Genomic DNA, 25,605 nt, shown 5'->3' with positions numbered 1-25,605 from the left:
ATTACCCCTGAAATACCCTTTAATACCCTTGTTTTGCCCGTCCGTGCCACCGGACGGGCTTTTTTTTGGTTTTTTTCTGGGCCGAGTGATGCATTCAGGCGGTGGTTTTGCAAAGCCTTATCGCGTGATTGACTTCTGTCTATGCTCGCACAGAGGGAATGTTCCGTTCACTATGCCCTGCGCGCTCCTTGATGCTCCCGCAGCGTTGAGCGTCCGCGCGCTACCAGCGCTCCGCAACCTTAGCCAGCCCCGCCTCCAGGGACGCCACCTCTCCGGTCGCCAGCAGGCAGCACGCCAGCTGGATCCGCAGCGGCTGCGGCAGCGGCTCAAGGCCCGCCGCGCAGCGCTCGGTCCAGCGCGCGGTCACCGCAGGATCTTTTGACTCAGGCAGCGCTGGGGCCTGCGCCGGTGTATCATTCTGCCGCTCATACAGCGCCCGCGTTCCGCTCCCGTCAATCAGGCTAATTTGCGGACAGCGCTGAGGGTTGGCATACACCTCGCCTTCGGTACCGTGCATCAGCAGCGCGCGACCGCCGGTTTCGGTAAAGAATTTTGCCACCTTGCCGATGTATTCCGGATGCGACACGCTCGATAATCGCAGGGCCGCGTCTTCGGCAAACGGCGTCGCCAGCTTAGCCAGCGTATGCGCGCTGTTGCGAACGCCCAGCCGCCAGCGCAGAGCCAGCTGCTTCTCCAGCGGCGGACAGAGGGCACCAACCGGGATATAGACCGGCTCGTGGCCGTCCAGACGCGCCTGGGCCTGGCCGGCGTGCTGCGTAATCGGGATCCCCATCAGCTCAAAAATCGTCTCCGTCAGCACCCGGGTTGGATCGTGGCTGACGCCGTGCACCAGCACCGGGAAGCCGAGCTTATGCAGCAGGACGGCTAGCAGCGGCGTCAGGTTAGCCTGCTTACGCGCGCCGTTGTAGCTGGGGATCACAATCGGCATCGGCCGCGCTACCGGCGGCGTCAGGCGCAGCGTTTGCTGCTGCATCGCCTCATAGAAGCCCCTCATCTCCGCTTCGCCTTCACCCTTAATGCGCAGGGCAATCAGGATCGCCCCCAGCTCCAGCTCGGCAACTTCACCGTTGAGCATCCGCACGTACAGCGCGCGGGCGGTCTCCACATCCAGGTCGCGGGCGTGATTTTTCCCCCGCCCGACTTCTTTAACGATCTTGGTGTAATCCATCGAAGATTCCTCTTATCCGCCCTACTTCACGCGATAAACGGCTTGCCGCAGTACCCTTGCAGCTGCCCTTTACCGATGCGCGAAGGAGGTCGAGTCCGTGCTGCTCACATTGCCGACCTGCGCCGCTAGCGACGTTTGCGACGCGTCTGTTTGGTTTTACTTTTTACTACAACCTCCGGGACGGCAGGCTGCTCTATCGGAAATACGGGTAATGCATTCAGTAAACGCTTGCCGTAATTTTTGGTCAACAAACGCTTATCGTAAATCACCACCTCCCCCCAGCAGCTGTGGCTGCGGATCAGACGGCCGACCTGCTGAATCAGGTTAAAGGAGGCGCTCGGCAGGCTTTGTACCTCGAAGGGGTAGCGGTTCAGGCTTTTAAGCCACTCGCCTTCGGTGATCACCACCGGGCTGTCTATCGGCGGGAAGGCAATTTTGTGGATATGGACCTGGCTCAGCAGCTCGCCCTTGAGGTCCAGCCCCTCGGCAAACGACTGCAGCCCGACCAGCACGCTACGCTCGCCGCTCTCGACCTTTTTACGGTGCAGCTCCACCAGCCGGTAGCGGGGCTTATCGCCCTGCACCAGCAGCATCAGGCGCAGATCGGTGACGTGCTCGAGAAAGCGCTGCATCGCCCGCCCGCTGGCAAACAGCACCAGCATCCCGAGGTGCTTTTTACTCTCGACGTGCTCGCGAAAGCAGGCCGCCATTTCGGCAATATGCTGCTCTTCGTTGTCGATGACCGGCTCATAGTGCATCTGCGGGATGATAATTTTTCCCTGCTCAACGTGGTTGAAGGGCGAATCCAGGGCGACGAAGCGATCTCCGGCCTTCTCCTTAAGACCGCTCATCTCCTGCAGGCGAGAAAAGCTGTTCAGCGAACGCAGGGTGGCGGAAGTGACGACAATATGCGGTACGCTGCGCCACAGCAGCCTTTCCAGCTGTTCGCTAACGCGAATCCCGACGCAGTGGAACCAGATATGCGCCTGGCCGTCGCGCAGATCGCGGGAGGCCCACTTAGTGACCGGCGCGCCGGATGATTGCGCCAGCGACGCCAGCCGCCACAGCTTGCTTTGGCTTTCAAACATGCCCAGCGCGCGGTTCATTTGCAGCAGCACCCGGTGCAGGCGGACCACGTCATGGCTGCCGGTTTTTTCGCTGAGATCGTTAAGAAACAGCTCCGCCAGGCCGCGCAGCGTCTCGGTCAGCTTGGCCAGCCGCTGGCAGATATCCATCACCTCCTGCGGCAGCTCCCCCATCGGGAAGCGGTGCTCGGCTTCCTGACCGGCAGGCATATACAGATTCAAAATGTTATTCAGCGAGGAGATGAGCTCGGACAGCTCCTCGCAGTGGGCGTTCAGCCGCTCGGGGTTTGCCAGCGGCGGCGTCGTTTTGGGCCGAAACTGCTCCATGCAGGTCGCCACCAGGCGGGTGAAAAGATCGAGCTGTAGCCGATACCAGGGGGCGGTAATTTCAGCGCTCATCTCCAGCGCATCCCGAGCGACATCGGGCAGATGGTGGCCCTCATCGAGCACCAGCAGCAGGTTTTTCGGCTCCGGCAGCACCGCTTCGCTCTCCATCGCCGCCATCACCAGCGCGTGGTTTGCCACCACCACTTCGGCTTCCTGAATCTCACGCCGGGCGACGAAGAACGGGCATTCGCGATAGTAATGGCAGTTGCGGTTCAGGCAGCTTGCCTTATCGGTGCTCAGACGGCCCCAGAGCGCGTCATCGATGGCCTTGTCGCTGTGATCGCGTAGGCCGTCCCATTTATAGCTATCAAGATCGCTCTTCAGCGTGGCGCACAGTTTCTGCTCCGCCTGGTTATTCGGCGTGAGATCGTCGTCAAGAAACGCGAGCAGGTCCTGCTGCGTTGGCTCGGTGCTGGCCATCGCGTTGAGGTTGCGCGGACAAACGTAGCGCCCGCGGCCAAAGGCGGCGGTGAAGCGCAGGTCGGGAATAATTTTACGCAGCAGCGGCAGGTCTTTGCTGAAGATCTGGTCCTGCAGGGCAACGTTGGCGGTGCTGACCACCAGCGTTTTTTGCTCTTCGCGGGCGATGGCAATACCGGGGATCAGGTACGACAGGGTTTTCCCGACGCCGGTCGGCGCCTCGATCGCCAGGTGCCTTCCCTCTTCCCCGGCGAGCGTTTTCGCGACGTCAGCAATCATCTGCCGCTGCGGGGTGCGGGGAATAAAGTCCGGAATCTGTTCCTGGAGCGCCTTATACCAGGCGGCGATTTGCGTTTTTAGCGCAGTGGTCAAAGCCATGAGAAAACCTGAATACTGTATAAACAGCCACTATTGTGACACTTTTTGCCTGGCTGGAGGAATTTCTTTCTGAACAAACGGGGATCGTGCTCGAGGTTTAGCATCAGGCGGGGGAGTTCCGGGCAGGGAGACCCGCCCGGAGAGGCAAACCTGTACCCTCGGGCAGCGTCGGGCTGCCGCGGGGATAGCGGGTTTGCGGAAGTCTGGTTACTCAGCGGCCGCTGGCTTGCGCGAGCGACGACGCTGCGGTTTGCCGTCCTGAGTACGCGCTTTCGGCGCATCACCGTCGCTGCGGCGCGGTGAAGACTGCTGACCACGACCCTGGCTCTGACCGGCGCGACCCTGACTCTGGCCGCCGCGTCCCTGGCCCTGACCGCGACCACCGCCACCGCCGCCGCTGCGCTGCTGACGACCGTTTTGAATCGGCTCCGCTCTGATGGACGGATCCGGCTCATAGCCGGCAACGCTAATGCGTGGGATCTCTTTTTTCAGCAGGCGTTCGATATCGTGCAGCAGCTTATGCTCATCAACGCAGACCAGCGACAGCGCTTCGCCGGTAGCGGCGGCGCGGCCGGTACGGCCAATACGGTGGACATAATCTTCCGGCACGTTCGGCAGCTCGTAGTTCACCACGTGCGGCAGCTCTTCGATATCCAGGCCGCGCGCGGCGATGTCGGTCGCCACCAGCACGCGAATGCCGCCGGATTTAAAATCAGCTAATGCGCGAGTACGCGCGCCCTGGCTTTTGTTGCCGTGGATGGCGGCGCTGCGAATGCCGTCTTTGTTCAGCTGTTCCGCCAGGTGGTTGGCGCCATGCTTGGTACGGGTAAAGACCAGCACCTGCTGCCAGTTGCCTTCGCCGATCATCTGCGACAGCAGCTCGCGCTTGCGCTTCTTATCAACGAAATGCACGTACTGGCTGACCTGCTCGGAGGCCGTGTTGCGACGGGCGACTTCGATTTCCAGCGGGTTATGCAGCAGCTTTTCCGCCAGCGATTTAATCTCGTCGGAGAAGGTTGCCGAGAACAGCAGGTTCTGGCGCTTCGCCGGCAGCTTCGACAGCACGCGGCGAATATCATGGATAAAGCCCATGTCCAGCATCCGGTCGGCTTCATCCAGCACCAGCACTTCAACCTTATCCAGGCTGACGGCGTTCTGGTGTTCCAGATCCAGCAGGCGACCCGGCGTTGCCACCAGGATATCGACGCCGCTGCGCAGCTTCATCATCTGCGGGTTAATGCTCACGCCACCGAATACCACCAGCGAGCGAACATTCAGATACTTACTGTAATCACGAACGTTTTCGCCAATCTGAGCGGCCAGCTCACGCGTAGGGGTGAGGATCAGCGCGCGCACCGGGCGACGGCCCTTCGCGTGCGGCTCTTGCTGGATCAGATGCTGAAGCAGCGGCAGGGTAAAGCCCGCCGTTTTGCCGGTGCCGGTCTGGGCGCTGGCCATCAGATCGCGCCCCTGCAACACCGCAGGGATAGCCTGCTGCTGAATGGGGGTTGGCTCAACATAACCCTGTTCGGCTACGGCACGCAGGATTTCAGGATTAAGGCCAAGGGAATCAAAAGACATAACAACTCCAAACCGCCCCGGCCTTTTAGAGGCGTAGTTTTCGGGGAGATTATTGCGAAAGAGATGGCAAAAACCACAATGCCATGAAGGGGCGCAGTCTAGCAGGTTTTGTGACGTATCGCATAAAAATCCCCTCAGGGTTTTTCTGCGAAATCAAGCTCCTCTATTTGGCGATAAATAGAGTATTCACCATTCTGGACAGTTCCGCGAATTGGTCATACTCTTAATCAATCGATTGATTAATTTTTTCAGGTGCGATGAATACCACTCCCGCGACCAGCAAAGGCGAACAGGCAAAAAGCCAGTTGATTAGCGCAGCCATCGCCCAGTTTGGCGAATATGGCCTGCATGCCACCACCCGCGACATTGCCGCCCAGGCAGGGCAAAACATCGCCGCAATCCCCTACTATTTCGGCTCAAAGGACGATCTCTATCTCGCCTGCGCGCAGTGGATAGCCGACTTTATTGGCCACAATTTTCGCCCTCACGCCGAAGCGGCGGAGCGGCTGCTTGCCGAGCCGCACCCGGATAAAGAGGCCATGCGGACGCTGATCCTCGGCGCCTGCCGGAACATGATCCTGCTGCTCACCCAGGATGACACGGTCAACCTGAGCAAATTTATCTCCCGGGAGCAGCTGTCGCCCACCCCGGCGTACCAGTTAATCCATGACCAGGTGATCGCTCCGCTACACTGCTACCTGACGCGATTAATCGCCGCCTTTACCGGGCTTGAAGCGGACGACACGCGGATGGTCCTGCATACCCACGCGCTGCTGGGGGAGATCCTCGCCTTTCGCCTTGGCCGAGAAACCATTTTGCTGCGCACCGGATGGACGCAGTTTGATGCCGAAAAAACCGAGCAAATTTATCAGGTTATTACCTGCCATATCGATTTCGTTCTGCAAGGATTATCGCAAAGGAGTTTGGGATCATGAAAAAACCGCTCATCGTCGTCCTGGTGGTGCTGCTACTGATCGTTGCTACGGGCGGCGGCTGGTGGTGGTATCAAAGCAGCCAGCAGAAGGGGCTGACCCTGTATGGCAACGTTGATATTCGTACCGTTAACATGAGCTTCCGCGTTGGCGGGCGGCTGGCCTCGCTGAGCGTGGACGAGGGCGACGCTATCAAGGCCGGGCAAACCCTGGGCCAGCTCGACCGTGCCCCTTATGAAAATGCGCTGCAGCAGGCGCAGGCCAACGTCTCAACCGCCCAGGCGCAGTATGACCTGATGATGGCCGGCTACCGGGCGGAAGAGATTGCCCAGGCCGCGGCGGCGGTGAACCAGGCGCAGGCGGCCTATGAATACGCGCAGAACTTCTACCAGCGCCAGCTGGGCCTGCGCAAAAGCAGCGCCATTTCCGTCAACGATCTCGACAACGCGCGATCCGCGCGCGACCAGGCTCAGGCAACGCTGAAATCGGCGCAGGATAAGCTGCGCCAGTATCGCGCGGGTAACCGTCCGCAGGAGATAGCCCAGGCCAAAGCCAACCTTGAACAGGCGCAGGCAGCCCTGGCGCAGGCGAAGCTCGACCTGCACGATACCACGCTGGCCGCGCCTTCCGACGGCACGCTGATGACCCGCGCCGTTGAGCCGGGCAGCATGCTCAGCGCCGGCGCTACCGTCATGACGCTGTCGTTAACCCGCCCGGTATGGGTTCGTGCCTACATCGATGAAAAAAATCTCGGCAACGCGCAGCCAGGACGCGAGGTGCTGCTGTACACCGATAGCCGCCCCAGTCAGCCCTATCGCGGCAGGATTGGCTTCGTTTCGCCGACGGCTGAATTTACGCCGAAGACCGTAGAGACGCCGGACCTGCGAACCGACCTGGTCTACCGCCTGCGTATCGTGGTGACCGACCCCGACGACGCGCTGCGCCAGGGGATGCCGGTCACCGTCACCTTCAGCAGCGGAAACGGACATGAGTGACGAGCTCATCACCCTTGACGGGCTGACCCGCAGCTTCGCCGGCATGACGCGGCCCGCCATTGCCCCGCTGAGCTGCACCGTGCGTTCCGGCTACGTCACCGGGCTGGTCGGGCCCGACGGCGCGGGGAAAACCACCCTGATGCGCATGCTCGCCGGGCTGCTCAAGGCGGATAGCGGCAGCGCCAGCGTAATCGGCTTCGATCCGATTCGCGACGATAGCGCCCTGCACGCGGTGCTCGGCTATATGCCGCAAAAGTTCGGCCTGTACGAAGACCTGACGGTGATGGAGAACCTGACCCTGTATGCCGATCTACGCAGCGTGACCGGCGAAGCGCGGCGGAAAATTTTCGACCGCCTGCTCGAGTTCACCTCCCTCGGCCCCTTCACCGACCGGCTGGCCGGTAAGCTCTCCGGCGGCATGAAGCAGAAGCTGGGGCTGGCCTGTACGCTGGTAGGCGAGCCGAAGGTGCTGCTGCTTGACGAACCGGGCGTCGGCGTTGACCCCATCTCGCGCCGCGAGCTGTGGCAAATGGTCCACGAGCTGGCGGGGGACGGAATGCTGATCCTCTGGAGCACATCGTACCTCGATGAAGCGGAGCAGTGCCGCGAGGTGCTGCTGATGAACGAAGGCCAGCTGCTGTATCAGGGGGAACCCCGTTCCCTGACCCAAACGATGGCCGGACGCAGCTTTTTGGTCTCCAGCCGCGAAGAGAACAACCGCCGCCTCCTGCAGCGGGCGCTGAAGCTGGAGCAAATCAGCGACGGCGTCATTCAGGGCAAATCGGTGCGCCTGATCCTCAAGAAGGAGGCCAGCATCGAGGAGGTGCGCAGCCACGCTAGCCTGCCGCCGCTGGAGATCGCCGAAACCTCGCCGCGCTTTGAGGATGCGTTTATTGACCTGCTGGGCGGCGCCGCGACCGCAGAGTCGCCGCTGGGGGCAATTATTCACAGCGTCGAAGGCTCCCATGATGAAACGGTTATCGAAGCGCAAACCCTCACCAAAAAATTCGGCGATTTCGCCGCCACCGATCACGTTGATTTCAAGGTTAAGCGCGGCGAAATTTTTGGCCTCCTCGGCCCCAACGGCGCGGGTAAATCAACCACCTTTAAAATGATGTGCGGCCTGCTGGTGCCCACCTCCGGTAAGGCGCTGGTGCTGGGCATGGATCTGAAGGTCAGCTCCGGCAAGGCCCGTCAGCATCTCGGCTATATGGCGCAGAAGTTTTCGCTTTACGGCAACCTGAGCGTTGAGCAGAACCTGCGCTTCTTCTCCGGCGTTTACGGCCTGCGCGGCCGGGTGCAGAACGAAAAAATTGAGCGCATGAGCGAAGCCTTCGGCCTGAAGGAGATAGCCAACCACGCCGCCGACGAGCTGCCGCTGGGCTACAAGCAGCGGCTGGCCCTGGCCTGCTCGCTGATGCACGAGCCGGATATTCTGTTTCTCGACGAGCCCACCTCCGGCGTCGACCCCCTCACCCGCCGCGAATTCTGGCTGCATATCAATAGCATGGTCGATAAAGGCGTGACGGTGATGGTCACCACCCACTTTATGGACGAGGCCGAATACTGCGATCGAATCGGCCTGGTCTATCGCGGCAAGCTTATCGCCAGCGGCACCCCGGATGCGCTAAAAGCGCTGGCGGCCAGCGATGAGCAGCCGGACCCGACCATGGAGCAGGCGTTTATTACCCTGATTCACGACTGGGACAAGGAGAATAGCAGTGAGCGCTAAAATGGTGTCATGGCGGCGCGTGCGCGCCCTGTGCGTCAAGGAGACGCGGCAGATCGTACGCGATCCCAGCAGCTGGCTGATTGCGGTGGTGATCCCGCTGATGCTGCTGTTTATCTTTGGCTACGGCATCAACCTCGACTCCAGCAGGCTGCGGGTCGGCGTGCTGCTGGAGCAGCAGAGCGAAGAGGCGCTGGATTTCGTCCACACCATGACCGGCTCGCCCTACATCGACGCCACCATCAGCGACAATCGCCAGCAGCTGATTCAGCTTATGCAGGCCGGGCGGATCCGCGCGCTGGTGACCATTCCGGTGGATTTTGACCAGAAGATGGCCCGCCCCGGCGACGATGCCCCTATCCAGCTCATTACCGACGGCAGCGAGCCTAATACCGCCAACTTTGCCCAGGGCTATATCGAAGGTATCTGGCAGATCTGGCAGCAGCAGCGGGCGGAGGATCGCGGTGAAACCTTTGAGCCGCTGATCGACGTACAGACCCGTTACTGGTTTAACCCGGCGGCGATCAGCCAGCATTTTATTATTCCCGGCGCGATCACCATCATTATGACGGTCATTGGGGCGATCCTCACCTCGCTGGTTATCGCCCGCGAATGGGAGCGCGGCACCATGGAGGCGCTGCTCTCCACCGAAATTACCCGCGTCGAGCTGCTGCTGTGTAAGCTTATCCCCTACTATTTTCTCGGCATGCTGGCGATGCTGCTGTGCATGCTGGTGGCGGTGTTTATTCTCGATGTGCCCTATCGCGGCTCGCTGGTGATTCTGTTTTTCATCACCAGCCTGTTTTTGCTCAGTACCCTGGGGATGGGGCTGCTGATTTCGACCATCACCCGCAACCAGTTTAACGCCGCCCAGGTGGCGCTCAACGCCGCCTTTCTGCCGTCGATTATGCTGTCCGGGTTTATTTTCCAGATAGACAGCATGCCCGCGATAATCCGCGCGGTGACCTACGTTATCCCGGCCCGCTATTTTGTCAGCACCCTGCAAAGCCTGTTCCTGGCAGGCAATATTCCGGTGGTGCTGCTGGTAAACGTGATGTTTCTGATCGCCTCGGCGGTGATGTTTATCGGCCTGACGTGGCTGAAAACCAAACGGCGGCTCGATTAGGGCATTAGCCATTCCCCCTGCGGTCGCTATCCGGGGGCAGCGTAAAGAGAGAACTGAAGATGTTTCATCGCTTATGGACGTTGATTCGCAAAGAACTACAGTCGCTGCTGCGCGAGCCGCAGACGCGGGCGATTTTGATTATGCCGGTGCTGATTCAGGTGCTGCTGTTCCCCTTCGCCGCGACGCTGGAGGTGACCAACGCCACCATTGCTATCTATAACGAAGACAATGGCAGCCACGCGGTTGAGCTAACGCAGCGCTTTGCTCGCGCCAGGGCCTTCACCCACATCCTGATCCTCAAAAGCCCGCAGGAGATCCAGCCCACTATTGATGAGCAGAAGGCGCTGCTGCTGATCCGCTTCCCGGCTGATTTCTCGCGCAACCTCGATAACTATCAGACCGCCCCGCTTCAGCTGCTGCTGGACGGCCGCAACTCAAACAGCGCGCAAATCGCCGCCAACTACCTGCAGCAAATCGTCAAAGAGTATCAGCAGGAGCTGCTGGAGGGGAAAGCCAGGCCTAACAACAGCGAGCTGGTTGTACGCAACTGGTATAACCCCAACCTCGACTATAAGTGGTTCGTGGTCCCGTCGCTGATCGCCATGATCACCACCATCGGCGTGATGATCGTCACCTCGCTATCGGTTGCCCGCGAGCGCGAACAGGGAACCCTCGACCAGCTGCTGGTCTCGCCGCTGGCGACCTGGCAAATTTTCGTCGGTAAAGCGATACCGGCGCTGATCGTTGCCACCCTGCAGGCCAGCATCGTGCTGGGGGTCGGGATCTGGGCCTATCAGATCCCCTTCGCCGGCTCGCTGCTGCTGTTTTACTTTACGATGCTGATTTACGGGCTTTCGCTGGTGGGATTTGGCCTGCTGATTTCGTCGCTGTGCTCGACCCAGCAGCAGGCGTTTATTGGCGTATTTGTCTTTATGATGCCGGCAATCCTGCTCTCCGGCTACGTTTCACCGGTCGAAAATATGCCGCAATGGCTGCAGGACGTGACGTGGATAAACCCTATTCGTCACTTTACCGATATTACCAAGCAGATTTATTTGAAGGACGCGAGTCTGGAGATTGTGTGGGGAAGTTTGTGGCCGCTACTGGTCATAGCGGCCACCACGGGGTCAGCGGCGTATGCGATGTTCCGCAGGAAGATCGCCTGATCCCCGGATCCCCGTCATCGTTCAGGCTGCCTCGGCGTTGGCTTCCTTACTCACCCCGGTCACATAGCTATCTATGCTCCCGGGGATTCGCTGCGTCGCCGCCTTGATGCAGTCCGAACGCTTTAGGGGATCCCCGCCATTGCTCAGGCTGCCTCGGCGTTGGCTTGCCTTTCTTTGCCCCCGGTTACATAGCTATTATCTATGCTTCGGCGGGTTCGCGGCGCTGCCGCCCTGATGCAGCCCAAACTTAGAGTAGCGGTTTTTATCTTTCGCCAGCAGCGATACCACCGCCGGACCGGCCAGAATAACTAGCCCGGCGAGCGCCAGCAGCAGATTATTGTGCAGCACCCGTGACAGCAGCCACAGCACGATAACCGCGGCGCCAAAGTACCAGGTGGTGGTGAGTTCCTCAAGGAAATCACCGACATCGCGCCAGCGCTCTTCGTGGTGACGCTGTAAAAACAGCATCGACAGCAGCGTAACGCCGTACAGCACGCACAGCCCTAATCCGACACGAACCAGCGCGCCGCCCATCCAACCCATCACCAGTACTGCCACGACCAGTAGATGCAACATAATCTGCCAGCAACTGAGGCCAGTTGCGACGCGTACACGTTGTTGCCACTTCATGGCTTCTCTCCTGAAGGATCTTTATCTGTAACTCAGAGTACCGCACTTTACGGAAAATTCCGTATCACCGCATCTTTTTGTGACAGCTACTACACTATTTCATTCAGGAAAGAGATGTTAACCGGAGAAATATGGCCGAGAAAAATCCTTTATTGTCAGTAAACGTGCTGACAATTAACACCCATAAAGGCTTTACGACGTTTAACCGACGCTTCATTCTGCCCGAACTTCGCGACGCGGTACGCAGCATCGGCGCCGACATTGTTTGCCTCCAGGAGGTGATGGGCGCGCATGAGATTCACCCCCTGCATATCGAAAACTGGCCGGATACCACCCACTATGAGTTTCTGGCCGATGCGATGTGGAGCGATTATGCCTACGGGCGCAACGCGGTGTACCCGCAGGGACATCACGGCAACGCCGTGCTCTCCCGATTCCCCATCGAACACTATGAGAATCTCGATATTTCAGTCGGCCAGAGCGAAAAGCGCGGCCTGCTCTACTGTCGGATCGGGGTGCCGAAAAGCGGTGTGAATCTGCATCTGATTTGCGCTCATTTAGGGCTCAGCGCGGGGCAGCGGCGGGCCCAGCTGGCGATGCTGGCCGAGCGGGTTAACCGCCTGCCGGAGGGGGAGCCGGTGGTGGTCGCGGGTGATTTTAACGACTGGCGCCAGCAGGCTAACCGTCCGCTCAAGGCGCTGGCCGGGCTGGAGGAGATCTTCACCCGCGCCCGCGGTCGCCCGGCGCGCACGTTCCCGGCGCGCTTTCCGCTGCTGCGCCTTGACCGCATCTATGTCAAAAACGTCCACGCCGGTCAGCCAAGGGCGTTGGATCTTCAGCAATGGCGTCATCTTTCCGATCACGCCCCGCTCAGCGTGGAGCTTCATCTGTGAAATGCAGCTGGCAGAATGGAAACCGGATCCAGCTTCTGGAGAACGGCGATAGCTACTATCCGGCGCTGTTTCGCGCCGTCGACCGCGCAAAGCGCAAGGTAACCCTTGAAACCTTTATCTGGTTCGAGGACGACGTGGGCTGGCAGCTCCACGCGGTGCTGCTGAAGGCCGCGCGCCGCGGCGTCGAGGTTGAGGTGCTGCTCGACGGCTACGGCTCCCCTGACCTGAGCGATGGCTTCGTTAACGAACTCATCTCGGCGGGAGTGATATTTCGCTACTACGACCCGCGCCCGCGCCTGCTCGGGATGCGCACTAACCTGTTTCGCCGCATGCACCGTAAAATTGTCGTCGTGGATGACACCACGGCGTTTGTTGGCGGGATTAACTACTCCGCGGAGCATATGACCGACTACGGCCCGGAGGCTAAGCAGGACTATGCCGTCCAGGTGGAGGGGCCGGTGGTGCTGGATATTGCGCAGTTTGTGCAGCAAAACCTGCCCGCCAGCGAAGACGGGCGCCGTCGCTGGCGCCGACGTCGCCACCAGCCGGAGGTTAACCAGCATCCCGGCGAAGCGCAGGCGCTGTTCGTCTGGCGGGACAATCTCGAACATCGGGACGATATCGAACGTCACTACCTGAAAATGCTGGCCAACGCGCGGCGGGAGGTGATTATCGCCAACGCCTATTTCTTCCCCGGCTACCGGCTGCTGCACGCGATGCGCAGCGCCGCCCGGCGCGGCGTGCGGGTGAAGCTTATCGTGCAGGGTGAACCCGATATTCCCATCGTCAAGGTTGGCGCGCGGCTGCTGTACAACTATCTGGTGAAAGGCGGCGTGCAGGTTTTTGAGTATCGCCGCCGCCCGCTGCACGGCAAGGTCGCCCTCGCCGACGACCACTGGGCGACCGTCGGCTCCAGCAACCTCGATCCGCTTAGCCTGTCATTAAACCTCGAGGCCAACCTGATCGTTCACGACCGGGAGTTCAACCAAACCCTGCGCGATAATCTGAATACGCTTATCCAGCAGGACTGCAAGCAGGTAGACCGTTCCATGCTGCCCAAACGCAGCTGGTGGAATCTGGGCCGCAGCGTGCTGGCCTTCCACTTCCTGCGCCACTTCCCGGCGTGGGTAGGCTGGCTGCCCGCCCATACGCCGAAGATGGCGCAGGTCAAACCGCCGGCGCAGCCGGAGATGGAAACTCAGGATCGGACGCAGACGCAGAGCCCGGAGGTAAAATCCTGATGGCCAAATCACACCCTCGCTGGCGGCTGGCCAAACGCATACTCAGCGGACTCTTTTTTATCGCCGTTGCCGTACTGCTGGTGGTCTATGCGCAAAAAATAGACTGGCCGGAAGTATGGAAAGTGATTCGCGGCTATAACCGCGTGGCGCTGCTCGGCGCCTTTGGCCTGGTTATCGTCAGCTATCTGATCTACGGCTGCTATGACCTGCTCGGGCGCGCCTACTGCGGGCACCGGCTGGCTAAGCGCCAGGTGATGCTGGTGTCGTTTATCTGCTACGCCTTTAACCTGACCCTCAGCACCTGGATCGGCGGCATCGGGATGCGCTATCGCCTCTATTCCCGCCTCGGCCTGCGCGGCGCAACCATTACCCGCATCTTTTCGCTGAGCATTACCACCAACTGGCTGGGTTACGTGGTGCTCGGCGGGGTGGTTTTTAGCGCCGGTCTGGTGCAGCTTCCCGCGCGCTGGTATATCAGCCAGGAGACGCTGCGCATCATCGGCATCGCGATGCTGCTGATTTCGCTCCTCTATCTGTGGGCCTGCGCGTTCGCCAAACGCCGCCATCTGACGATAAAGGGGCAGCGGCTGGTGCTTCCCTCCTGGCGCTTCGCGCTGCTGCAGGCCGCGCTTTCCTGCGCCAACTGGCTGGTGATGGGGGTCATTATCTGGCTGCTGCTGGGTCAGGAGGTGAGCTACTTCCTCGTGCTGGGGGCGCTGCTGGTGAGCAGCATCGTCGGGGTGGTGGTACATATCCCCGCTGGTATTGGCGTGCTGGAGGCGGTGTTTATCGCGATGCTCTCCGCAGAGCCTGTCTCCCGGGGAGCGGTGATTGCCGCCCTGCTCGCGTATCGCCTGCTCTATTACTTCCTGCCGCTGGCGATCGCCACGATGGGCTATCTGATTCTGGAAAGTCAGGCCAAAAAGCTGCGGGAGAAAAATCAGCGCAAGCTGGCGGACGGATGAGAGGAGAGAGAAAGAGAACCCCGGCGGCGTAAGGCTCACCGGGGTTTTACGATCTTAACGACGGTTGCCTAAAATACGCAGCATCATCAGGAACAGGTTGATAAAGTCCAGATACAGCGTCAGCGCGCCAAGGATCGAGTATTTGCGCAGCGTCGAGGTATCACGGGTGTCGATCTGCTCGCCGATATTTTTCAGCCTCTGGGTGTCATAGGCGGTGAGGCCCACGAACACAATCACCCCGATATAGGTCACCGCCCACATCAGCGCTTCGCTCTTCAGCCAGAAGTTCACCAGCGAGGCCAGAACGATACCAATCAGCGCCATAAACAGCATATTACCAAAGCCGCTGAGATCGCGTTTGGTGGTGTAGCCGTAGAGGCTCATCGCGCCAAACATCCCGCCGCTGACCACAAAGGTGCTGGCAATCGACGAATAGGTGTAGGCGATGAAAATGCTGGATAGCGTGAGCCCGGTCAGCGCCGAATAGAGCATAAATAGCGTCGTCGCCATGCCCGCGCTCAGGCGCTGCACCATCCCGGAGAGCACGAAGACCAGCGCCAGCTGGGCGATGATCAGCCCGAAGAAGGTAATTTTGCTGGAAAAAACAAACATCATCACCGCTGGCGTGTTGGCGGCAAACCAGGCGATAAACGCCGTTAGCAGCAGGCCGACCGTCATCCAGCCGTACACCTGGGCCATATAGGTTTGCAGGCCGCCGCGCGCCTGGACGATGGAATCGGAACGGGGGAATCTGTCCATGACTATCTCCTGATTAACGAAATTAACCCTTTAAGCGTATCATACTACCAGCGCTCTGCCGCCTGACGATCGCTGTCGCGCGCGTCAACCCAGCGTTCGCCTTCCGGCGTGGCCTCACGCTTCCAGAACGGCGCGCGGGTTTTCAGATAATCCATAATGAATTCGCCGGCGGCAAAGGCGCTGCTGCGGTGCGCGCTGGTGACGCCGACAAACACAATCTCTTCGCCCGGCCACATTTCACCGATGCGGTGAATCACCGTGACCCGCCCCAGCGGCCAGCGCTCGCGCGCCAGTTCGACAATCTCCGCCAGCGATTTTTCGGTCATGCCCGGATAGTGTTCGAGGGTCAGCGCCTTCACGCTCTCGCCAAGATTGTGGTTACGCACTTTGCCGGTGAAGGTGACGACGGCGCCGTCCTCGTCGCGCTCGGCAAGCCACGGATATTCGTCGCCAACGCGAAAGCGCGCCGGGCTGACGATAATGCGGGTTTGCGTCATATCAGCCTCCCGTAACCGGCGGGAAAAACGCCACTTCGTCGCCGGCGGTGACCGGATGGTCAAAGGTGGTCAGCGTCTGGTTCACCGCCGCCAGCAGCTTGCCCTCTTCCAGCGCCAGCGCCCAGCGGTCGCCGCGGGCAATGAGCTGACGGCGAACCGCCTCCACCGTCGCGGCCTCGTTCGCGTCGAGGGTTAACGCATCGGTGCCCACCAGCTCGCGCACCTGGGCAAAAAACAGAACCTTAATCATGAGCATCGTCCGCCTTAAAGTCGCCGGATTTACCGCCGCTTTTCGCCAGCAGGCGCAGCGGGCCGATCGTCATATCTTTTTGCACGGCTTTGCACATATCGTAAATTGTCAGCGCCGCCACGGAGGCCGCGGTCAGCGCCTCCATCTCCACGCCGGTTTTCCCGGTCAGCCGACAGAGGGATTCGATCCGCACCCGGCTATGTTCCGGCTGCGCCTGCAGGTTAACCTCTACTTTACTTAGCATCAGCGGATGGCACAGCGGGATCAGCTCCCACGTCCGCTTCGCCGCCTGGATCCCGGCAATGCGGGCGGTGGCGAAAACGTCACCCTTGTGGTGGCTGCCGTCGATAATCATCGCCAGCGTGGTCGCCTGCATGTCGACAAATACTTCAGCCCGCGCCTCGCGAACCGTTTCGGCCTTCGCCGAGACGTCGACCATGTGCGCCTCGCCGGCGGCGTTAATATGGGTCAGTTGTGACATAAATTATTTCTTCAAATGAGGGATAAAGTTACACGGGCGGGTGCGGGCATCGAGCTGGGGCGCAATGATATTTTCCCACGCGGTGCGGCAGGCTTTGGTCGAACCGGGCATCGCAAAAATAAGCGTGCCGTTAGCCACGCCGGCAACGGCGCGGGACTGCAGCGTCGAGGTGCCGATCTCTTCAAAAGAGAGCATGCGGAACACCTCGCCAAAGCCTTCAACTTCCCGGTCAAACAGCGGCAGCAGCGCTTCCGGGGCCTGATCGCCTTCGGTAAAGCCGGTCCCGCCGGTAATGAGCACCACCTGAACGTCGTCGCTGGCAATCCACGCCGAAACCCGGGCGCGAATGGCGTAGCGGTTCTCTTTCACAATCGCCTTATCCACAACCGCATGCCCCGCTTCCTGCGCCGCGTCGCGCAGCCAGTGGCCAGAGGTATCGTCCTCTTCGCCACGGCGGCTGGAAACGGTGAGAATAGCAATGCGGGTCGGGATAAACTCAGCGCTGGCCTGACTCATCTGTTCGCTCCTTTAGAATCAATTATCCGCCAATATACGACAGGTTTTGCGTAATACCGGTGTTGCCCTGATGCAGGAAATGGGTTTGTTTTTTATGGGTTAATGCTTCGGAGATGCGCGCTTCCAGCACCGCCTGCTGGCAGTCCTCGGCCAGCAGATCGCGTAGATCTACGCCGCCGTCGCCGAACAGGCACAGATGCAGCTTGCCCACGGAGGAGACGCGCAGGCGGTTGCAGGTGGCGCAGAAGTCTTTTTCATAGGGCATGATCAGGCCGATCTCTCCGGCGTAGTCCGGATGACAGAAGACCTGCGCCGGGCCGTCGCTGCGCTGGCTGATCTGGTGGATCCAGCCGCGTCTGAGCAGCTCGTCGCGCAGCACCATGCCGGAGATATGATGCCTGCGAAACAGGTCGCTGCCCTCTCCGGTTTCCATCAGTTCAATAAAGCGCAGCTGAATACGGCGCGGCTGGATCCAGGCGAGGAAGGTGTCGAGCTGGTGGTGGTTCACATCGCGCATCAGCACGGTGTTGACCTTCACTTTCTCAAAGCCGGCGGCGAAGGCGGCATCGATGCCGTCCATCACCTGCTGAAATTTATCCTGCCCGGTGATGGCGTGAAACTGGCGGGCGTCGAGGCTGTCCACGCTGACGTTGATTGCCGTCAGCCCGGCGTCTCGCCAGCGTTCGACGTCCCGCGCCAGGCGATAGCCGTTGGTGGTGACCGCAATCTGCCGAATGGCGCTGTTTTCACGTACGGCGGCGATAACGTCGGCGAAATCGCGGCGCAGCGAGGGTTCACCGCCGGTCAGGCGCACCTTTTCGGTGCCGAGGGCGGAAAACGCGCGCGTCACGCGGCGCACTTCATCTACGCTGAGAAAGCCTTTATTGGTCACCGAGCCGGGCTTGTAGCCGTCCGGGAGACAGTAGGTGCAACGAAAGTTACACACGTCGGTAATCGACAGGCGCAAGTAGTAAAACTTACGCGCAAATGCATCGGTAAGCTGTGAGGCCATATACACCTTTCCAAGTACGGGAGACGCGGTCATTTCTTCCCACGCCCTGGTGACAAGCTGAGCTGTCACGGCCAAAGCACCATATCTTGCGACACAGGCACAGAGGCTAGAGTGTTAACTGGTTTATGCCGATAGTAGCGCGGAAACGACCGTTTCGCCATTTTCGATTTCGCTATATAATTATGTATATATCGCTACGATCGTGCATTTTCGTAACAGAATAGCCAAAATTCAGGGTTTTGCATTGATGTCGGTCAGTTTGTCAGGATCGGAGCATCGTCTTTTAGGGGTAGATCGGTTACTGTGAGCCCGTTCATTTGAGATAAGGAATTAGTATGCGCAATCGGACTTTCGCCGACCTCGATCGGGTAGTGGCTCTTGGCGGAGGGCATGGTTTGGGCCGGGTGATGTCGTCACTCTCATCGCTCGGATCGCGCCTGACCGGCATCGTCACCACCACCGATAACGGCGGATCGACGGGGCGTATTCGCCGTGCCGAAGGCGGCATTGCCTGGGGGGATATGCGCAACTGTATTAACCAGCTGATCGCCGAACCCAGCGTGGCATCCGCCATGTTTGAGTACCGTTTTGCCGGCAACGGCGAACTTTCCGGGCATAACCTCGGAAATCTGATGTTAAAGGCCCTCGATCACCTCAGCGTCAGGCCCTTAGAGGCGATTAATTTAATCAGAAACCTGCTAAAAGTTGACGCATTTCTGATACCGATGTCCGAACAACCGGTGGACCTGATGGCGATTGACGACGAAGGCCACGAAGTTTATGGCGAAGTCAATATCGACCAGCTTCCCCGCGTGCCGCGCGAGCTAATGCTAACGCCGCCGGTTCCCGCTACCCGCGAAGCGGTTGCGGCGATCGCCGAAGCCGATCTCATTCTGATCGGCCCCGGCAGCTTCTACACCAGCCTGCTGCCTATTTTGCTGCTCGACGATATGGCGCAGGCGCTGCGCCGCACGCCGGCACCGATGGTTTTTATCGACAACCTCGGCAAAGAGCACAGCCCGGCCGCCACCCTGACGCTGGCGGACCGCATCGCGATTATGGAGCACTACGTAGGCAAGCGGGTGATTGACGCCGTGGTCGTCGGACCGAAGGCCGATATTCGCGGCCTTGAGGACCGGATGGTCATCCAGACGCCGCTGGATGCCAGCGACGTGCCCTATCGCCACGATCGCCTGCTGCTGCGCAACGCGCTGGAAAAAGCGATTCAGATACCCGGCTAATTCCGAATTGCTTCATACCGTGGGGAGCGTCAACTCCCCACATTAAAATCTTAAGGTTGTCTTAAAATAGACGTGGCAGCATAGTGAGCATGTTTTCATCAGGACTTTTGCTATGTCGTTATTTCCACTGCGTCGACCGGTAGTGAGCCGCACGGTTTACCTGATTCTCTTTGCCGCCTACGTCGGGCTATTCCTCAATATCGCCTTCTATCGCCAGGTCTTCACCCTGCTGCCGGTCAATAACCTGCATAGCTGGCTGGTGTTCCTCAGCATGCCGCTGGTCGCCTTCAGCGTGATGAATATCCTCACTACCCTGGCCTCTTTTCTGAAGCTCGACCGGGTCGTTATCACCCTGTTTATTCTGCTCAGCGCCTCGGCACAGTATTTTATCTGGACCTTCGGGGTCATTATCGACCGGGCGATGATCACCAACATTCTGGATACCACGCCGGCGGAGAGCTTCGCTCTGATGTCGGGTAGCATGGTGCTGACGCTCGGGCTTTCCGGCGTGCTGGCGGTACTGGCGGCCTGGTGGATTAAGGTGCGTAAGCCGAAAACCTTCACCCGCGGCGTCGCCGTACGGCTGCTCAACGTGGCGCTGTCGGCTCTCCTTATCATCCTGATTGCCGCTCTGTTTTATAAAGATTACGCCTCGGTGTTCCGCAATAATAAAGAGCTGGTGAAGTCGCTCAGCCCGTCAAACAGCATCGTGGCGATCAACTCGTGGTACGCGCACAACAGGATGAACAATCTGCCGCTGGTCAAAATTGGCGAAGATGCGCAGCAGAAGCCGCAAATGCGCGACGGGCCGAGAAAAAACCTGACCATTCTGGTGCTGGGTGAGACCTCGCGGGCGGAAAATTTCTCCCTCGGCGGCTACCCACGCGAAACCAACCCGCGCCTGCAGCAGGATAACGTTATCTATTTTCCCGACACCACCTCCTGCGGTACCGCCACCGCCGTTTCCGTGCCGTGCATGTTCTCCAACATGCCGCGCGAGCACTATGATGAAGAGCTGGCCCATCACCAGGAGGGCGTGCTGGACATTCTGCAGCGCGCCGGTATTCAGGTATTGTGGAACGACAACGACGGCGGCTGTAAAGGCGCCTGCGATCGCGTTCCGCATCAGAACGTCACCGATCTCAAGCTGACGGGCCAGTGCATCGACGGCGAGTGCTACGATGAGGTCTTATTCCATAATCTGGAAAGCTACATCGACGGTTTGCAACAGGACGGCATTATCGTTCTGCACACTATCGGCAGCCACGGCCCAACGTACTACAATCGCTACCCGGCTGAATTCAAAAAATTCACCCCCACCTGCGATACCAATGAAATTCAGGGCTGCTCGCAGCAGCAGCTGACCAACACCTACGACAACACCATTTTGTACGTCGATTACGTGGTGGATAAGGCCATCAAGCTGCTGCAGTCAAAGCACGATAAATTTACCACCAGCCTGGTCTATCTTTCCGACCACGGCGAGTCGCTGGGGGAAGATGGCGTGTATCTGCACGGGCTGCCGTGGTCCATCGCGCCGGATACGCAAAAGCACGTTCCGATGCTGATGTGGCTGTCGCAGGATTACCAGCAGCGCTACGGCGTCTCCAGCCAGTGCCTGCAGCAAAAGGCAAAAACGGCGCCCTATTCGCAGGATAACTTGTTCTCCACCCTGCTCGGCCTGTTCGGGGTCAATACCCGCGAATACCGGCCGTCAGACGATATTTTAACGCCATGCATAAGCGAGGCCGGCAGATGAAAATCTTAGTCATTGAAGACGACGCGCTCCTGTTACAGGGATTAATTCTGGCCATGCAGAGTGAAGGATACGCCTGCGACGGCGTCGCCAGCGCGCATGAGGCCGCGCTGTCGCTGGCCAGCAACCACTACAGCCTGGTGGTCCTCGACCTCGGGCTGCCGGATGAGGACGGCCTGCACTTCCTCGCGCGGATGCGCCGGGAGAAATTCAGCCAGCCGGTGCTGATCCTCACCGCCCGCGATACCGTCGAAGACCGCATTAGCGGCCTCGATACCGGCGCCGATGACTATCTGGTGAAGCCCTTCGCGCTGGAGGAGCTTAACGCCCGCATCCGCGCGCTGCTCCGCCGCCACAATAACCAGGGCGACAGCGAAATGGTGGTCGGCAACCTGCGCCTTAATATTACCCGCCGCCAGGTGTGGCTGGGCGGGGATTCGCTGGATCTGACGCCAAAAGAGTACTCCCTGCTGTCGCGCCTGATGATGAAGGCGGGCAGTCCGGTACATCGGGAAATTCTCTACAACGATATCTACAGCTGGGATAACGAGCCGGCGACCAATACCCTCGAGGTGCATATCCACAACCTGCGCGATAAGGTCGGTAAAGCGCGGATCCGCACCGTCAGGGGCTTTGGCTATATGCTGGTGAACAATACCGAATCGGAGTCATAAAGAGATGCCGCTGTTAGCCACCGAAAAATGGACCATGCGCTTTCGCCTGCTGCTGACCATCGGCACGATTCTGGCGGTCTGCCAGATTATCAGCGTGTTCTGGCTATGGCATGAAAGCAAAGAGCAGATTCAGCTGCTGGTGGCCAGCGCCATCGAGGGGCACAACAACCAGAAGCACGTTGAGCACGAGGTGCGGGAAGCGGTCGCCAGCCTGCTGATCCCAAGCCTGCTGATTATCGGCCTCGCGCTCTATATCAGCCTGCTGGCGGTGAAAAAGATAACCCGCCCGCTCTCTCGTCTGCAGAGCGAGCTGGAGAACCGCACCCCGGATAATCTCCAGCCCATCGAGCTTAGCGAGTCGGTGCCGGAAGTGACCGCCGTGACCACCGCGCTGAATCAGCTGGTATCGCGCCTCAACCTGACGCTCGACCGCGAGCGCCTGTTTACCGCCGACGTGGCCCACGAGCTGCGCACGCCGCTGGCCGGGCTGCGCCTGCACCTCGAGCTGCTGGCCAAAGTGCACGGGGTCGGAGTCGATCCGCTTATTCAGCGCCTCGATCAGATGACCAACAGCATCTCCCAGCTCCTGCAGCTGGCCCGCGTAGGGCAGTCGTTTTCTGCCGGTAGCTACCAGCAGGTGCAGCTGATGGAGGATGTCGTTGAGCCGCTTGAGGAGGAGCTGGAAGCGATGCTGGCGTCGCGCCGGCAAAAGCTTGAGATAGCCGCTGCGGACGAGAAGGTGATGGTGTCCGGCGACGCCACGCTGCTGCGCGTGGTGCTGCGCAATCTGGTGGAGAATGCGCACCGCTATAGCCCGACGGACTCAACGATCCGCGTCTCGATTCAGGCGGGGTCAACGCCGATTCTGGCGGTGGAGGATGAAGGGCCGGGAATTGATGAAGCGAAAAGCGGCGAGCTGAGCAAAGCGTTTGTCCGCATGGACAGCCGCTACGGCGGCATTGGTCTGGGATTAAGTATCGTCACCCGTATCGCCCAGCTGCACGATACCCAGTTCTTTTTGCATAACCGCCGGCCGGGCCCCGGCGTTCGCGCCTGGGTGCTCTTCCCGAGGCCGTCGCGTCAGAAGGTCAGCAGCCACTGATGGAAGAAGGCGACGACGATAATAAAGGCGCAGGTAATGGCCAGATATTGGCGAAAGTGTAGTTTTTGCATGGCGCTATCCTCATTAGAATGAAGATAGTCTCCCCGAACAAGATTAAGCGGATATTAAGAGCTGGCCCAGCCGGGCTATTTTATTTGCCAGTTTGGCGCCAGGCAGCCCGCGCATCCGCAGGCGCTGCCCGTACGTTCCGTGCAGCCAGAGCCCGGTCTGGCCGCAGCATAGACGCCCGGTGCGACGGGCGCCGGCCTACGACGCGGCGATAAACAGATCCCGCAGCTTATGCAGCTGGTCGCGGATCTGGGCCGCCTCTTCGAACTCCAGGTTCTGCGCGTGCTGCATCATCTGCCCTTCCAGCTCGTGAATTCGCTGCTGCAGCGCTTTTGGCGTCAGCACCGGCGTATCCGCCTCGACCGGTGAACGCGACTTGCCGCGCCCTTTGGCCTTGGTCTTCGCCAGGCCGCTGCCCAGCGCCAGGATATCGACCACCTTCTTATTCAGGCCCTGCGGGGTGATGCCGTGCTCTTCGTTATAGCGCTGCTGCTTCTCGCGACGGCGTTCGGTTTCGCTGATGGCCTTCGCCATCGAGGCGGTGATCCTGTCACCGTAGAGAATCGCCTTACCGTTGATGTTACGCGCCGCGCGGCCGATGGTCTGGATCAGCGAGCGCTCGGAGCGCAGGAAGCCCTCTTTGTCGGCATCAAGGATCGCCACCAGCGAGACCTCCGGCATATCCAGCCCTTCACGCAGCAGGTTGATGCCGACCAGCACGTCAAACTCGCCGAGGCGCAGATCGCGGATAATCTCCATACGCTCGACGGTATCGATATCCGAATGCAGGTAGCGCACGCGCTCGCCGTGCTCCTCGAGGTACTCGGTGAGGTCTTCGGCCATCCGCTTGGTCAGGGTCGTCACCAGCACGCGCTCGTTGATGGCGGCGCGCAGGCGAATCTCCGACAGCAGATCGTCGACCTGGGTCCCCACCGGACGCACTTCGATAACCGGGTCAAGCAGGCCGGTCGGACGGACCACCTGATCGACCACCTCATCGCCGGATTTATCCAGCTCGTAGGCACCGGGCGTCGCCGAAACGTAGATGGTCTGCGGCGCCAGCGCCTCAAACTCTTCAAACTTCATCGGGCGGTTATCCAGCGCCGACGGCAGGCGGAAACCGTACTCCACCAGCGTCTCTTTACGCGCCCGGTCGCCGCGGTACATCCCGCCGATTTGCGGAATGGTCACGTGGGACTCATCGATAACCAGCAGGCCATCCGCCGGCAGGTAGTCAAACAGCGTCGGCGGCGGCTCGCCCGGCCCGCGCCCGGAAAGATAGCGCGAGTAGTTTTCAATCCCCGAGCAGTAGCCCAGCTCGTTCATCATTTCGAGGTCGAACTGGGTACGCTGACTCAGGCGCTGCTCTTCCAGCAGCTTGTTGTTTTCCAGCAGCACTTTACGCCGCTCCGCCAGCTCGACTTTTATCTCTTCCATCGCCTGAACGATTCGCTCGCGCGGGGTAACGTAGTGCGTTTTCGGGTAGATGGTATAGCGCGGGATGGACGATTCAACCTGCCCGGTCAGCGGGTCAAAGAGCGACAGGCGCTCAACCTCTTCGTCAAACAGCTCAATACGCAGGGCAATATCGTCTGACTCCGCCGGGAAGACGTCAATGACCTCGCCGCGAACGCGGAAGGTCCCGCGCTGGAAAGCCTGATCGTTACGGGTGTACTGCAGCTCCGCGAGGCGGCGCAGAATGGCCCGCTGGTCAATCAGCATGCCGGTGGTCAGGTGCAGCATCATCTTCAGGTACAGGTCAGGATCGCCGAGGCCATAAATCGCCGAGACCGAGGCCACCACGATGACGTCGCGGCGCTCCAGCAGCGCCTTGGTTGCCGACAGGCGCATCTGTTCAATATGTTCGTTGACCGAGGCGTCCTTCTCGATGAAGGTGTCCGAGCTCGGCACATAGGCTTCAGGCTGGTAGTAGTCGTAGTAGGAGACGAAATATTCGACGGCATTCTCCGGGAAAAACTCCTTCATTTCGCCATACAGCTGCGCCGCCAGCGTCTTGTTGGGCGCGAGGACCATCGTTGGACGCTGCAGATCGGCAATGACGTTAGCGATGGTGAAGGTTTTACCCGACCCGGTTACCCCCAGCAGCGTTTGGTGCGCCAGGCCATCTTCCAGCCCCTCTTCGAGGCGACGAATGGCTTCTGGCTGATCGCCAGAGGGACGGAAAGCGGAATGCAGCGTGAACGTTTTACTCATATGTCTGACCCTGAAGGAGGATGAAGCGCCCGGCGCGAAACGGCAGGTGTTTAATTCTACCCGTCGCCGGCGCTTTTGCCAATAAATAATACTGGATATAAAACCAGTATCGTATTACTGTTTGCCCTGTAAACCTTGCCCCGGGCGGCCGCATTTGGGCAAAAAAAGCGCACCATGCGGAATAATCCGCCACTGTGTAAGGTTATCCCCAGAAAATTTTGCCATTTAACATTTGTCAAGCAAGGCGATGAATCTTTTATGGCAGCAGGTGACACTTTCCTTACAGCCATTGATTTTATACAACCAATTGATATTAA

At 59.6% G+C, this 25,605-nt stretch carries 23 protein-coding genes and 1 riboswitch; of the genes, 12 read left to right on the top strand and 11 right to left on the bottom strand.

From position 1 onward, the window contains the following. Nucleotides 1-220: 220 nt before the first annotated feature. The 3 genes from ybiB to rhlE form a co-directional block, all read right to left on the bottom strand. Nucleotides 221-1,189 carry a DNA-binding protein YbiB gene (gene ybiB / locus RTE01_RS10635; protein ID WP_115193273.1) on the bottom strand — a complete coding sequence of 323 codons (969 nt, stop codon included), beginning with the start codon at nucleotides 1,187-1,189 and terminating at the stop codon, nucleotides 221-223. Nucleotides 1,190-1,314: 125 nt separating this feature from the next. Continuing rightward, nucleotides 1,315-3,459 (bottom strand): ATP-dependent DNA helicase DinG, encoded by a 2,145-nt coding sequence (gene dinG / locus RTE01_RS10630; protein ID WP_115193274.1) that lies wholly within the window; start codon nucleotides 3,457-3,459, stop codon nucleotides 1,315-1,317. A 207-nt stretch (nucleotides 3,460-3,666) separates the two neighbouring features. Continuing rightward, nucleotides 3,667-5,040 (bottom strand): ATP-dependent RNA helicase RhlE, encoded by a 1,374-nt coding sequence (gene rhlE, locus RTE01_RS10625; RefSeq protein ID WP_134525445.1) that lies wholly within the window; start codon nucleotides 5,038-5,040, stop codon nucleotides 3,667-3,669. Nucleotides 5,041-5,297: 257 nt separating this feature from the next. On the opposite strand from rhlE, the gene cecR reads away from it, so the two are divergent. The 5 genes from cecR to RTE01_RS10600 are packed head-to-tail and all read left to right on the top strand — an operon-like array spanning nucleotide 5,298 to nucleotide 10,988. Next, complete coding sequence (gene cecR / locus RTE01_RS10620; protein ID WP_123551128.1) at nucleotides 5,298-5,975, top strand: transcriptional regulator CecR; 678 nt, start codon at nucleotides 5,298-5,300, stop codon at nucleotides 5,973-5,975. Further along, nucleotides 5,972-6,967 carry a secretion protein HlyD gene (hlyD, locus tag RTE01_RS10615; RefSeq protein ID WP_115193277.1) on the top strand — a complete coding sequence of 332 codons (996 nt, stop codon included), beginning with the start codon at nucleotides 5,972-5,974 and terminating at the stop codon, nucleotides 6,965-6,967. The genes cecR and hlyD overlap by 4 nt, the downstream gene beginning before the upstream one ends. Beyond that, nucleotides 6,960-8,699 (top strand): ATP-binding cassette domain-containing protein, encoded by a 1,740-nt coding sequence (locus tag RTE01_RS10610; protein WP_141334995.1) that lies wholly within the window; start codon nucleotides 6,960-6,962, stop codon nucleotides 8,697-8,699. The genes hlyD and RTE01_RS10610 overlap by 8 nt, the downstream gene beginning before the upstream one ends. A gap of 1 nt (nucleotide 8,700) precedes the next feature. Continuing rightward, nucleotides 8,701-9,822 carry an ABC transporter permease gene (locus RTE01_RS10605; RefSeq protein ID WP_115194000.1) on the top strand — a complete coding sequence of 374 codons (1,122 nt, stop codon included), beginning with the start codon at nucleotides 8,701-8,703 and terminating at the stop codon, nucleotides 9,820-9,822. Nucleotides 9,823-9,881: 59 nt separating this feature from the next. Then, nucleotides 9,882-10,988 carry an ABC transporter permease gene (locus RTE01_RS10600; protein WP_041144694.1) on the top strand — a complete coding sequence of 369 codons (1,107 nt, stop codon included), beginning with the start codon at nucleotides 9,882-9,884 and terminating at the stop codon, nucleotides 10,986-10,988. 195 nt (nucleotides 10,989-11,183) lie between these two features. Here the strand turns inward: RTE01_RS10600 and RTE01_RS10595 are convergent, their stop codons facing one another. Continuing rightward, nucleotides 11,184-11,618 carry a YbhQ family protein gene (locus RTE01_RS10595; RefSeq protein ID WP_041144693.1) on the bottom strand — a complete coding sequence of 145 codons (435 nt, stop codon included), beginning with the start codon at nucleotides 11,616-11,618 and terminating at the stop codon, nucleotides 11,184-11,186. Nucleotides 11,619-11,749: 131 nt separating this feature from the next. Between RTE01_RS10595 and RTE01_RS10590 the strand changes: the two genes are divergently transcribed. From RTE01_RS10590 to RTE01_RS10580, 3 genes are read left to right on the top strand one after another with little or no spacing between them, the layout of a single operon-like run. After that, the gene (locus RTE01_RS10590) at nucleotides 11,750-12,511 is read left to right on the top strand and encodes an endonuclease/exonuclease/phosphatase family protein (protein ID WP_134525444.1); all 762 of its coding nucleotides are present in this window, start codon (nucleotides 11,750-11,752) and stop codon (nucleotides 12,509-12,511) included. Then, nucleotides 12,508-13,752, top strand: a complete 1,245-nt coding sequence (gene clsB / locus RTE01_RS10585) for a cardiolipin synthase ClsB (protein WP_041144691.1) — start codon at nucleotides 12,508-12,510, stop codon at nucleotides 13,750-13,752. The genes RTE01_RS10590 and clsB overlap by 4 nt, the downstream gene beginning before the upstream one ends. Continuing rightward, the gene (locus RTE01_RS10580) at nucleotides 13,752-14,717 is read left to right on the top strand and encodes a lysylphosphatidylglycerol synthase domain-containing protein (protein WP_134525443.1); all 966 of its coding nucleotides are present in this window, start codon (nucleotides 13,752-13,754) and stop codon (nucleotides 14,715-14,717) included. Before clsB ends, RTE01_RS10580 begins: the two co-directional genes overlap by 1 nt. Nucleotides 14,718-14,771: 54 nt before the next feature. Here RTE01_RS10580 and RTE01_RS10575 read toward each other — a convergent pair whose 3' ends face one another. From RTE01_RS10575 to moaA, 6 genes are all read right to left on the bottom strand, one after another. After that, complete coding sequence (locus RTE01_RS10575; protein WP_041144689.1) at nucleotides 14,772-15,476, bottom strand: Bax inhibitor-1/YccA family protein; 705 nt, start codon at nucleotides 15,474-15,476, stop codon at nucleotides 14,772-14,774. A 44-nt stretch (nucleotides 15,477-15,520) separates the two neighbouring features. Further along, entirely contained in the window at nucleotides 15,521-15,973 is a 453-nt protein-coding gene (gene moaE, locus RTE01_RS10570; RefSeq protein ID WP_041144688.1) for a molybdopterin synthase catalytic subunit MoaE, read from the bottom strand. Nucleotide 15,974: 1 nt separating this feature from the next. Then, nucleotides 15,975-16,223: a molybdopterin synthase sulfur carrier subunit gene (moaD, locus tag RTE01_RS10565; RefSeq protein WP_134525442.1), complete on the bottom strand. Its 249-nt coding sequence runs from the start codon at nucleotides 16,221-16,223 to the stop codon at nucleotides 15,975-15,977. Then, nucleotides 16,216-16,704 carry a cyclic pyranopterin monophosphate synthase MoaC gene (gene moaC, locus RTE01_RS10560; protein WP_041144687.1) on the bottom strand — a complete coding sequence of 163 codons (489 nt, stop codon included), beginning with the start codon at nucleotides 16,702-16,704 and terminating at the stop codon, nucleotides 16,216-16,218. The genes moaD and moaC overlap by 8 nt, the downstream gene beginning before the upstream one ends. 3 nt (nucleotides 16,705-16,707) lie before the next feature. Then, entirely contained in the window at nucleotides 16,708-17,220 is a 513-nt protein-coding gene (gene moaB, locus RTE01_RS10555; RefSeq protein ID WP_041144686.1) for a molybdenum cofactor biosynthesis protein B, read from the bottom strand. A 22-nt stretch (nucleotides 17,221-17,242) separates the two neighbouring features. Further along, a complete protein-coding gene (gene moaA, locus RTE01_RS10550; RefSeq protein ID WP_076944993.1) occupies nucleotides 17,243-18,232 on the bottom strand; it encodes a GTP 3',8-cyclase MoaA in 990 nt (329 codons plus the stop codon). Further along, a riboswitch (molybdenum cofactor riboswitch) is annotated at nucleotides 18,220-18,358 on the bottom strand. (Overlaps the previous gene by 13 nt.) A gap of 209 nt (nucleotides 18,359-18,567) precedes the next feature. Between moaA and yvcK the strand changes: the two genes are divergently transcribed. The 4 genes from yvcK to pmrB all read left to right on the top strand — a co-directional run bounded on the left by yvcK (nucleotide 18,568) and on the right by pmrB (nucleotide 23,005). Continuing rightward, nucleotides 18,568-19,473: a uridine diphosphate-N-acetylglucosamine-binding protein YvcK gene (gene yvcK / locus RTE01_RS10540; RefSeq protein ID WP_041144684.1), complete on the top strand. Its 906-nt coding sequence runs from the start codon at nucleotides 18,568-18,570 to the stop codon at nucleotides 19,471-19,473. Between the two features lie 112 nt (nucleotides 19,474-19,585). Continuing rightward, nucleotides 19,586-21,232, top strand: coding sequence for a phosphoethanolamine transferase EptA (gene eptA / locus RTE01_RS10535; RefSeq protein WP_134525441.1), 1,647 nt, complete (start codon nucleotides 19,586-19,588; stop codon nucleotides 21,230-21,232). After that, nucleotides 21,229-21,903 carry a two-component system response regulator PmrA gene (pmrA, locus tag RTE01_RS10530; protein WP_115193282.1) on the top strand — a complete coding sequence of 225 codons (675 nt, stop codon included), beginning with the start codon at nucleotides 21,229-21,231 and terminating at the stop codon, nucleotides 21,901-21,903. Before eptA ends, pmrA begins: the two co-directional genes overlap by 4 nt. A 4-nt stretch (nucleotides 21,904-21,907) precedes the next feature. Further along, nucleotides 21,908-23,005, top strand: a complete 1,098-nt coding sequence (gene pmrB / locus RTE01_RS10525) for a two-component system sensor histidine kinase PmrB (RefSeq protein WP_141334993.1) — start codon at nucleotides 21,908-21,910, stop codon at nucleotides 23,003-23,005. Between the two features lie 267 nt (nucleotides 23,006-23,272). On the opposite strand, the gene uvrB is transcribed toward pmrB, so the two are convergent. Further along, nucleotides 23,273-25,288, bottom strand: a complete 2,016-nt coding sequence (gene uvrB / locus RTE01_RS10520; RefSeq protein WP_041144680.1) for an excinuclease ABC subunit UvrB — start codon at nucleotides 25,286-25,288, stop codon at nucleotides 23,273-23,275. Nucleotides 25,289-25,605: the final 317 nt, after the last annotated feature.

The sequence above is a fragment of the Klebsiella terrigena genome (assembly GCF_006539725.1).
Classification (GTDB): Bacteria; Pseudomonadota; Gammaproteobacteria; order Enterobacterales; family Enterobacteriaceae; genus Klebsiella; species Klebsiella terrigena.
Note: the sequence above shows the minus strand (reverse complement) of the source record. Positions and strands in the feature narration are given on the sequence as shown.

Excerpts from the sequence above, each read along its gene's own strand:
- hlyD (WP_115193277.1), top strand. The coding sequence starts at position 5,972 with ATGAAAAAACCGCTCATCGTCGTCCTGGTGGTGCTGCTACTGATCGTT.
- eptA (WP_134525441.1), top strand. The coding sequence starts at position 19,586 with ATGTCGTTATTTCCACTGCGTCGACCGGTAGTGAGCCGCACGGTTTAC.
- yvcK (WP_041144684.1), top strand. The coding sequence starts at position 18,568 with ATGCGCAATCGGACTTTCGCCGACCTCGATCGGGTAGTGGCTCTTGGC.
- moaB (WP_041144686.1), bottom strand. The coding sequence starts at position 17,220 with ATGAGTCAGGCCAGCGCTGAGTTTATCCCGACCCGCATTGCTATTCTC.
- RTE01_RS10600 (WP_041144694.1), top strand. The coding sequence starts at position 9,882 with ATGTTTCATCGCTTATGGACGTTGATTCGCAAAGAACTACAGTCGCTG.
- pmrB (WP_141334993.1), top strand. The coding sequence starts at position 21,908 with ATGCCGCTGTTAGCCACCGAAAAATGGACCATGCGCTTTCGCCTGCTG.
- moaA (WP_076944993.1), bottom strand. The coding sequence starts at position 18,232 with ATGGCCTCACAGCTTACCGATGCATTTGCGCGTAAGTTTTACTACTTG.
- moaC (WP_041144687.1), bottom strand. The coding sequence starts at position 16,704 with ATGTCACAACTGACCCATATTAACGCCGCCGGCGAGGCGCACATGGTC.
- RTE01_RS10590 (WP_134525444.1), top strand. The coding sequence starts at position 11,750 with ATGGCCGAGAAAAATCCTTTATTGTCAGTAAACGTGCTGACAATTAAC.
- ybiB (WP_115193273.1), bottom strand. The coding sequence starts at position 1,189 with ATGGATTACACCAAGATCGTTAAAGAAGTCGGGCGGGGGAAAAATCAC.
- RTE01_RS10605 (WP_115194000.1), top strand. The coding sequence starts at position 8,701 with ATGGTGTCATGGCGGCGCGTGCGCGCCCTGTGCGTCAAGGAGACGCGG.
- cecR (WP_123551128.1), top strand. The coding sequence starts at position 5,298 with ATGAATACCACTCCCGCGACCAGCAAAGGCGAACAGGCAAAAAGCCAG.
- RTE01_RS10610 (WP_141334995.1), top strand. The coding sequence starts at position 6,960 with ATGAGTGACGAGCTCATCACCCTTGACGGGCTGACCCGCAGCTTCGCC.
- rhlE (WP_134525445.1), bottom strand. The coding sequence starts at position 5,040 with ATGTCTTTTGATTCCCTTGGCCTTAATCCTGAAATCCTGCGTGCCGTA.
- uvrB (WP_041144680.1), bottom strand. The coding sequence starts at position 25,288 with ATGAGTAAAACGTTCACGCTGCATTCCGCTTTCCGTCCCTCTGGCGAT.
- moaE (WP_041144688.1), bottom strand. The coding sequence starts at position 15,973 with ATGACGCAAACCCGCATTATCGTCAGCCCGGCGCGCTTTCGCGTTGGC.
- RTE01_RS10575 (WP_041144689.1), bottom strand. The coding sequence starts at position 15,476 with ATGGACAGATTCCCCCGTTCCGATTCCATCGTCCAGGCGCGCGGCGGC.
- RTE01_RS10595 (WP_041144693.1), bottom strand. The coding sequence starts at position 11,618 with ATGAAGTGGCAACAACGTGTACGCGTCGCAACTGGCCTCAGTTGCTGG.
- pmrA (WP_115193282.1), top strand. The coding sequence starts at position 21,229 with ATGAAAATCTTAGTCATTGAAGACGACGCGCTCCTGTTACAGGGATTA.
- dinG (WP_115193274.1), bottom strand. The coding sequence starts at position 3,459 with ATGGCTTTGACCACTGCGCTAAAAACGCAAATCGCCGCCTGGTATAAG.
- moaD (WP_134525442.1), bottom strand. The coding sequence starts at position 16,223 with ATGATTAAGGTTCTGTTTTTTGCCCAGGTGCGCGAGCTGGTGGGCACC.
- RTE01_RS10580 (WP_134525443.1), top strand. The coding sequence starts at position 13,752 with ATGGCCAAATCACACCCTCGCTGGCGGCTGGCCAAACGCATACTCAGC.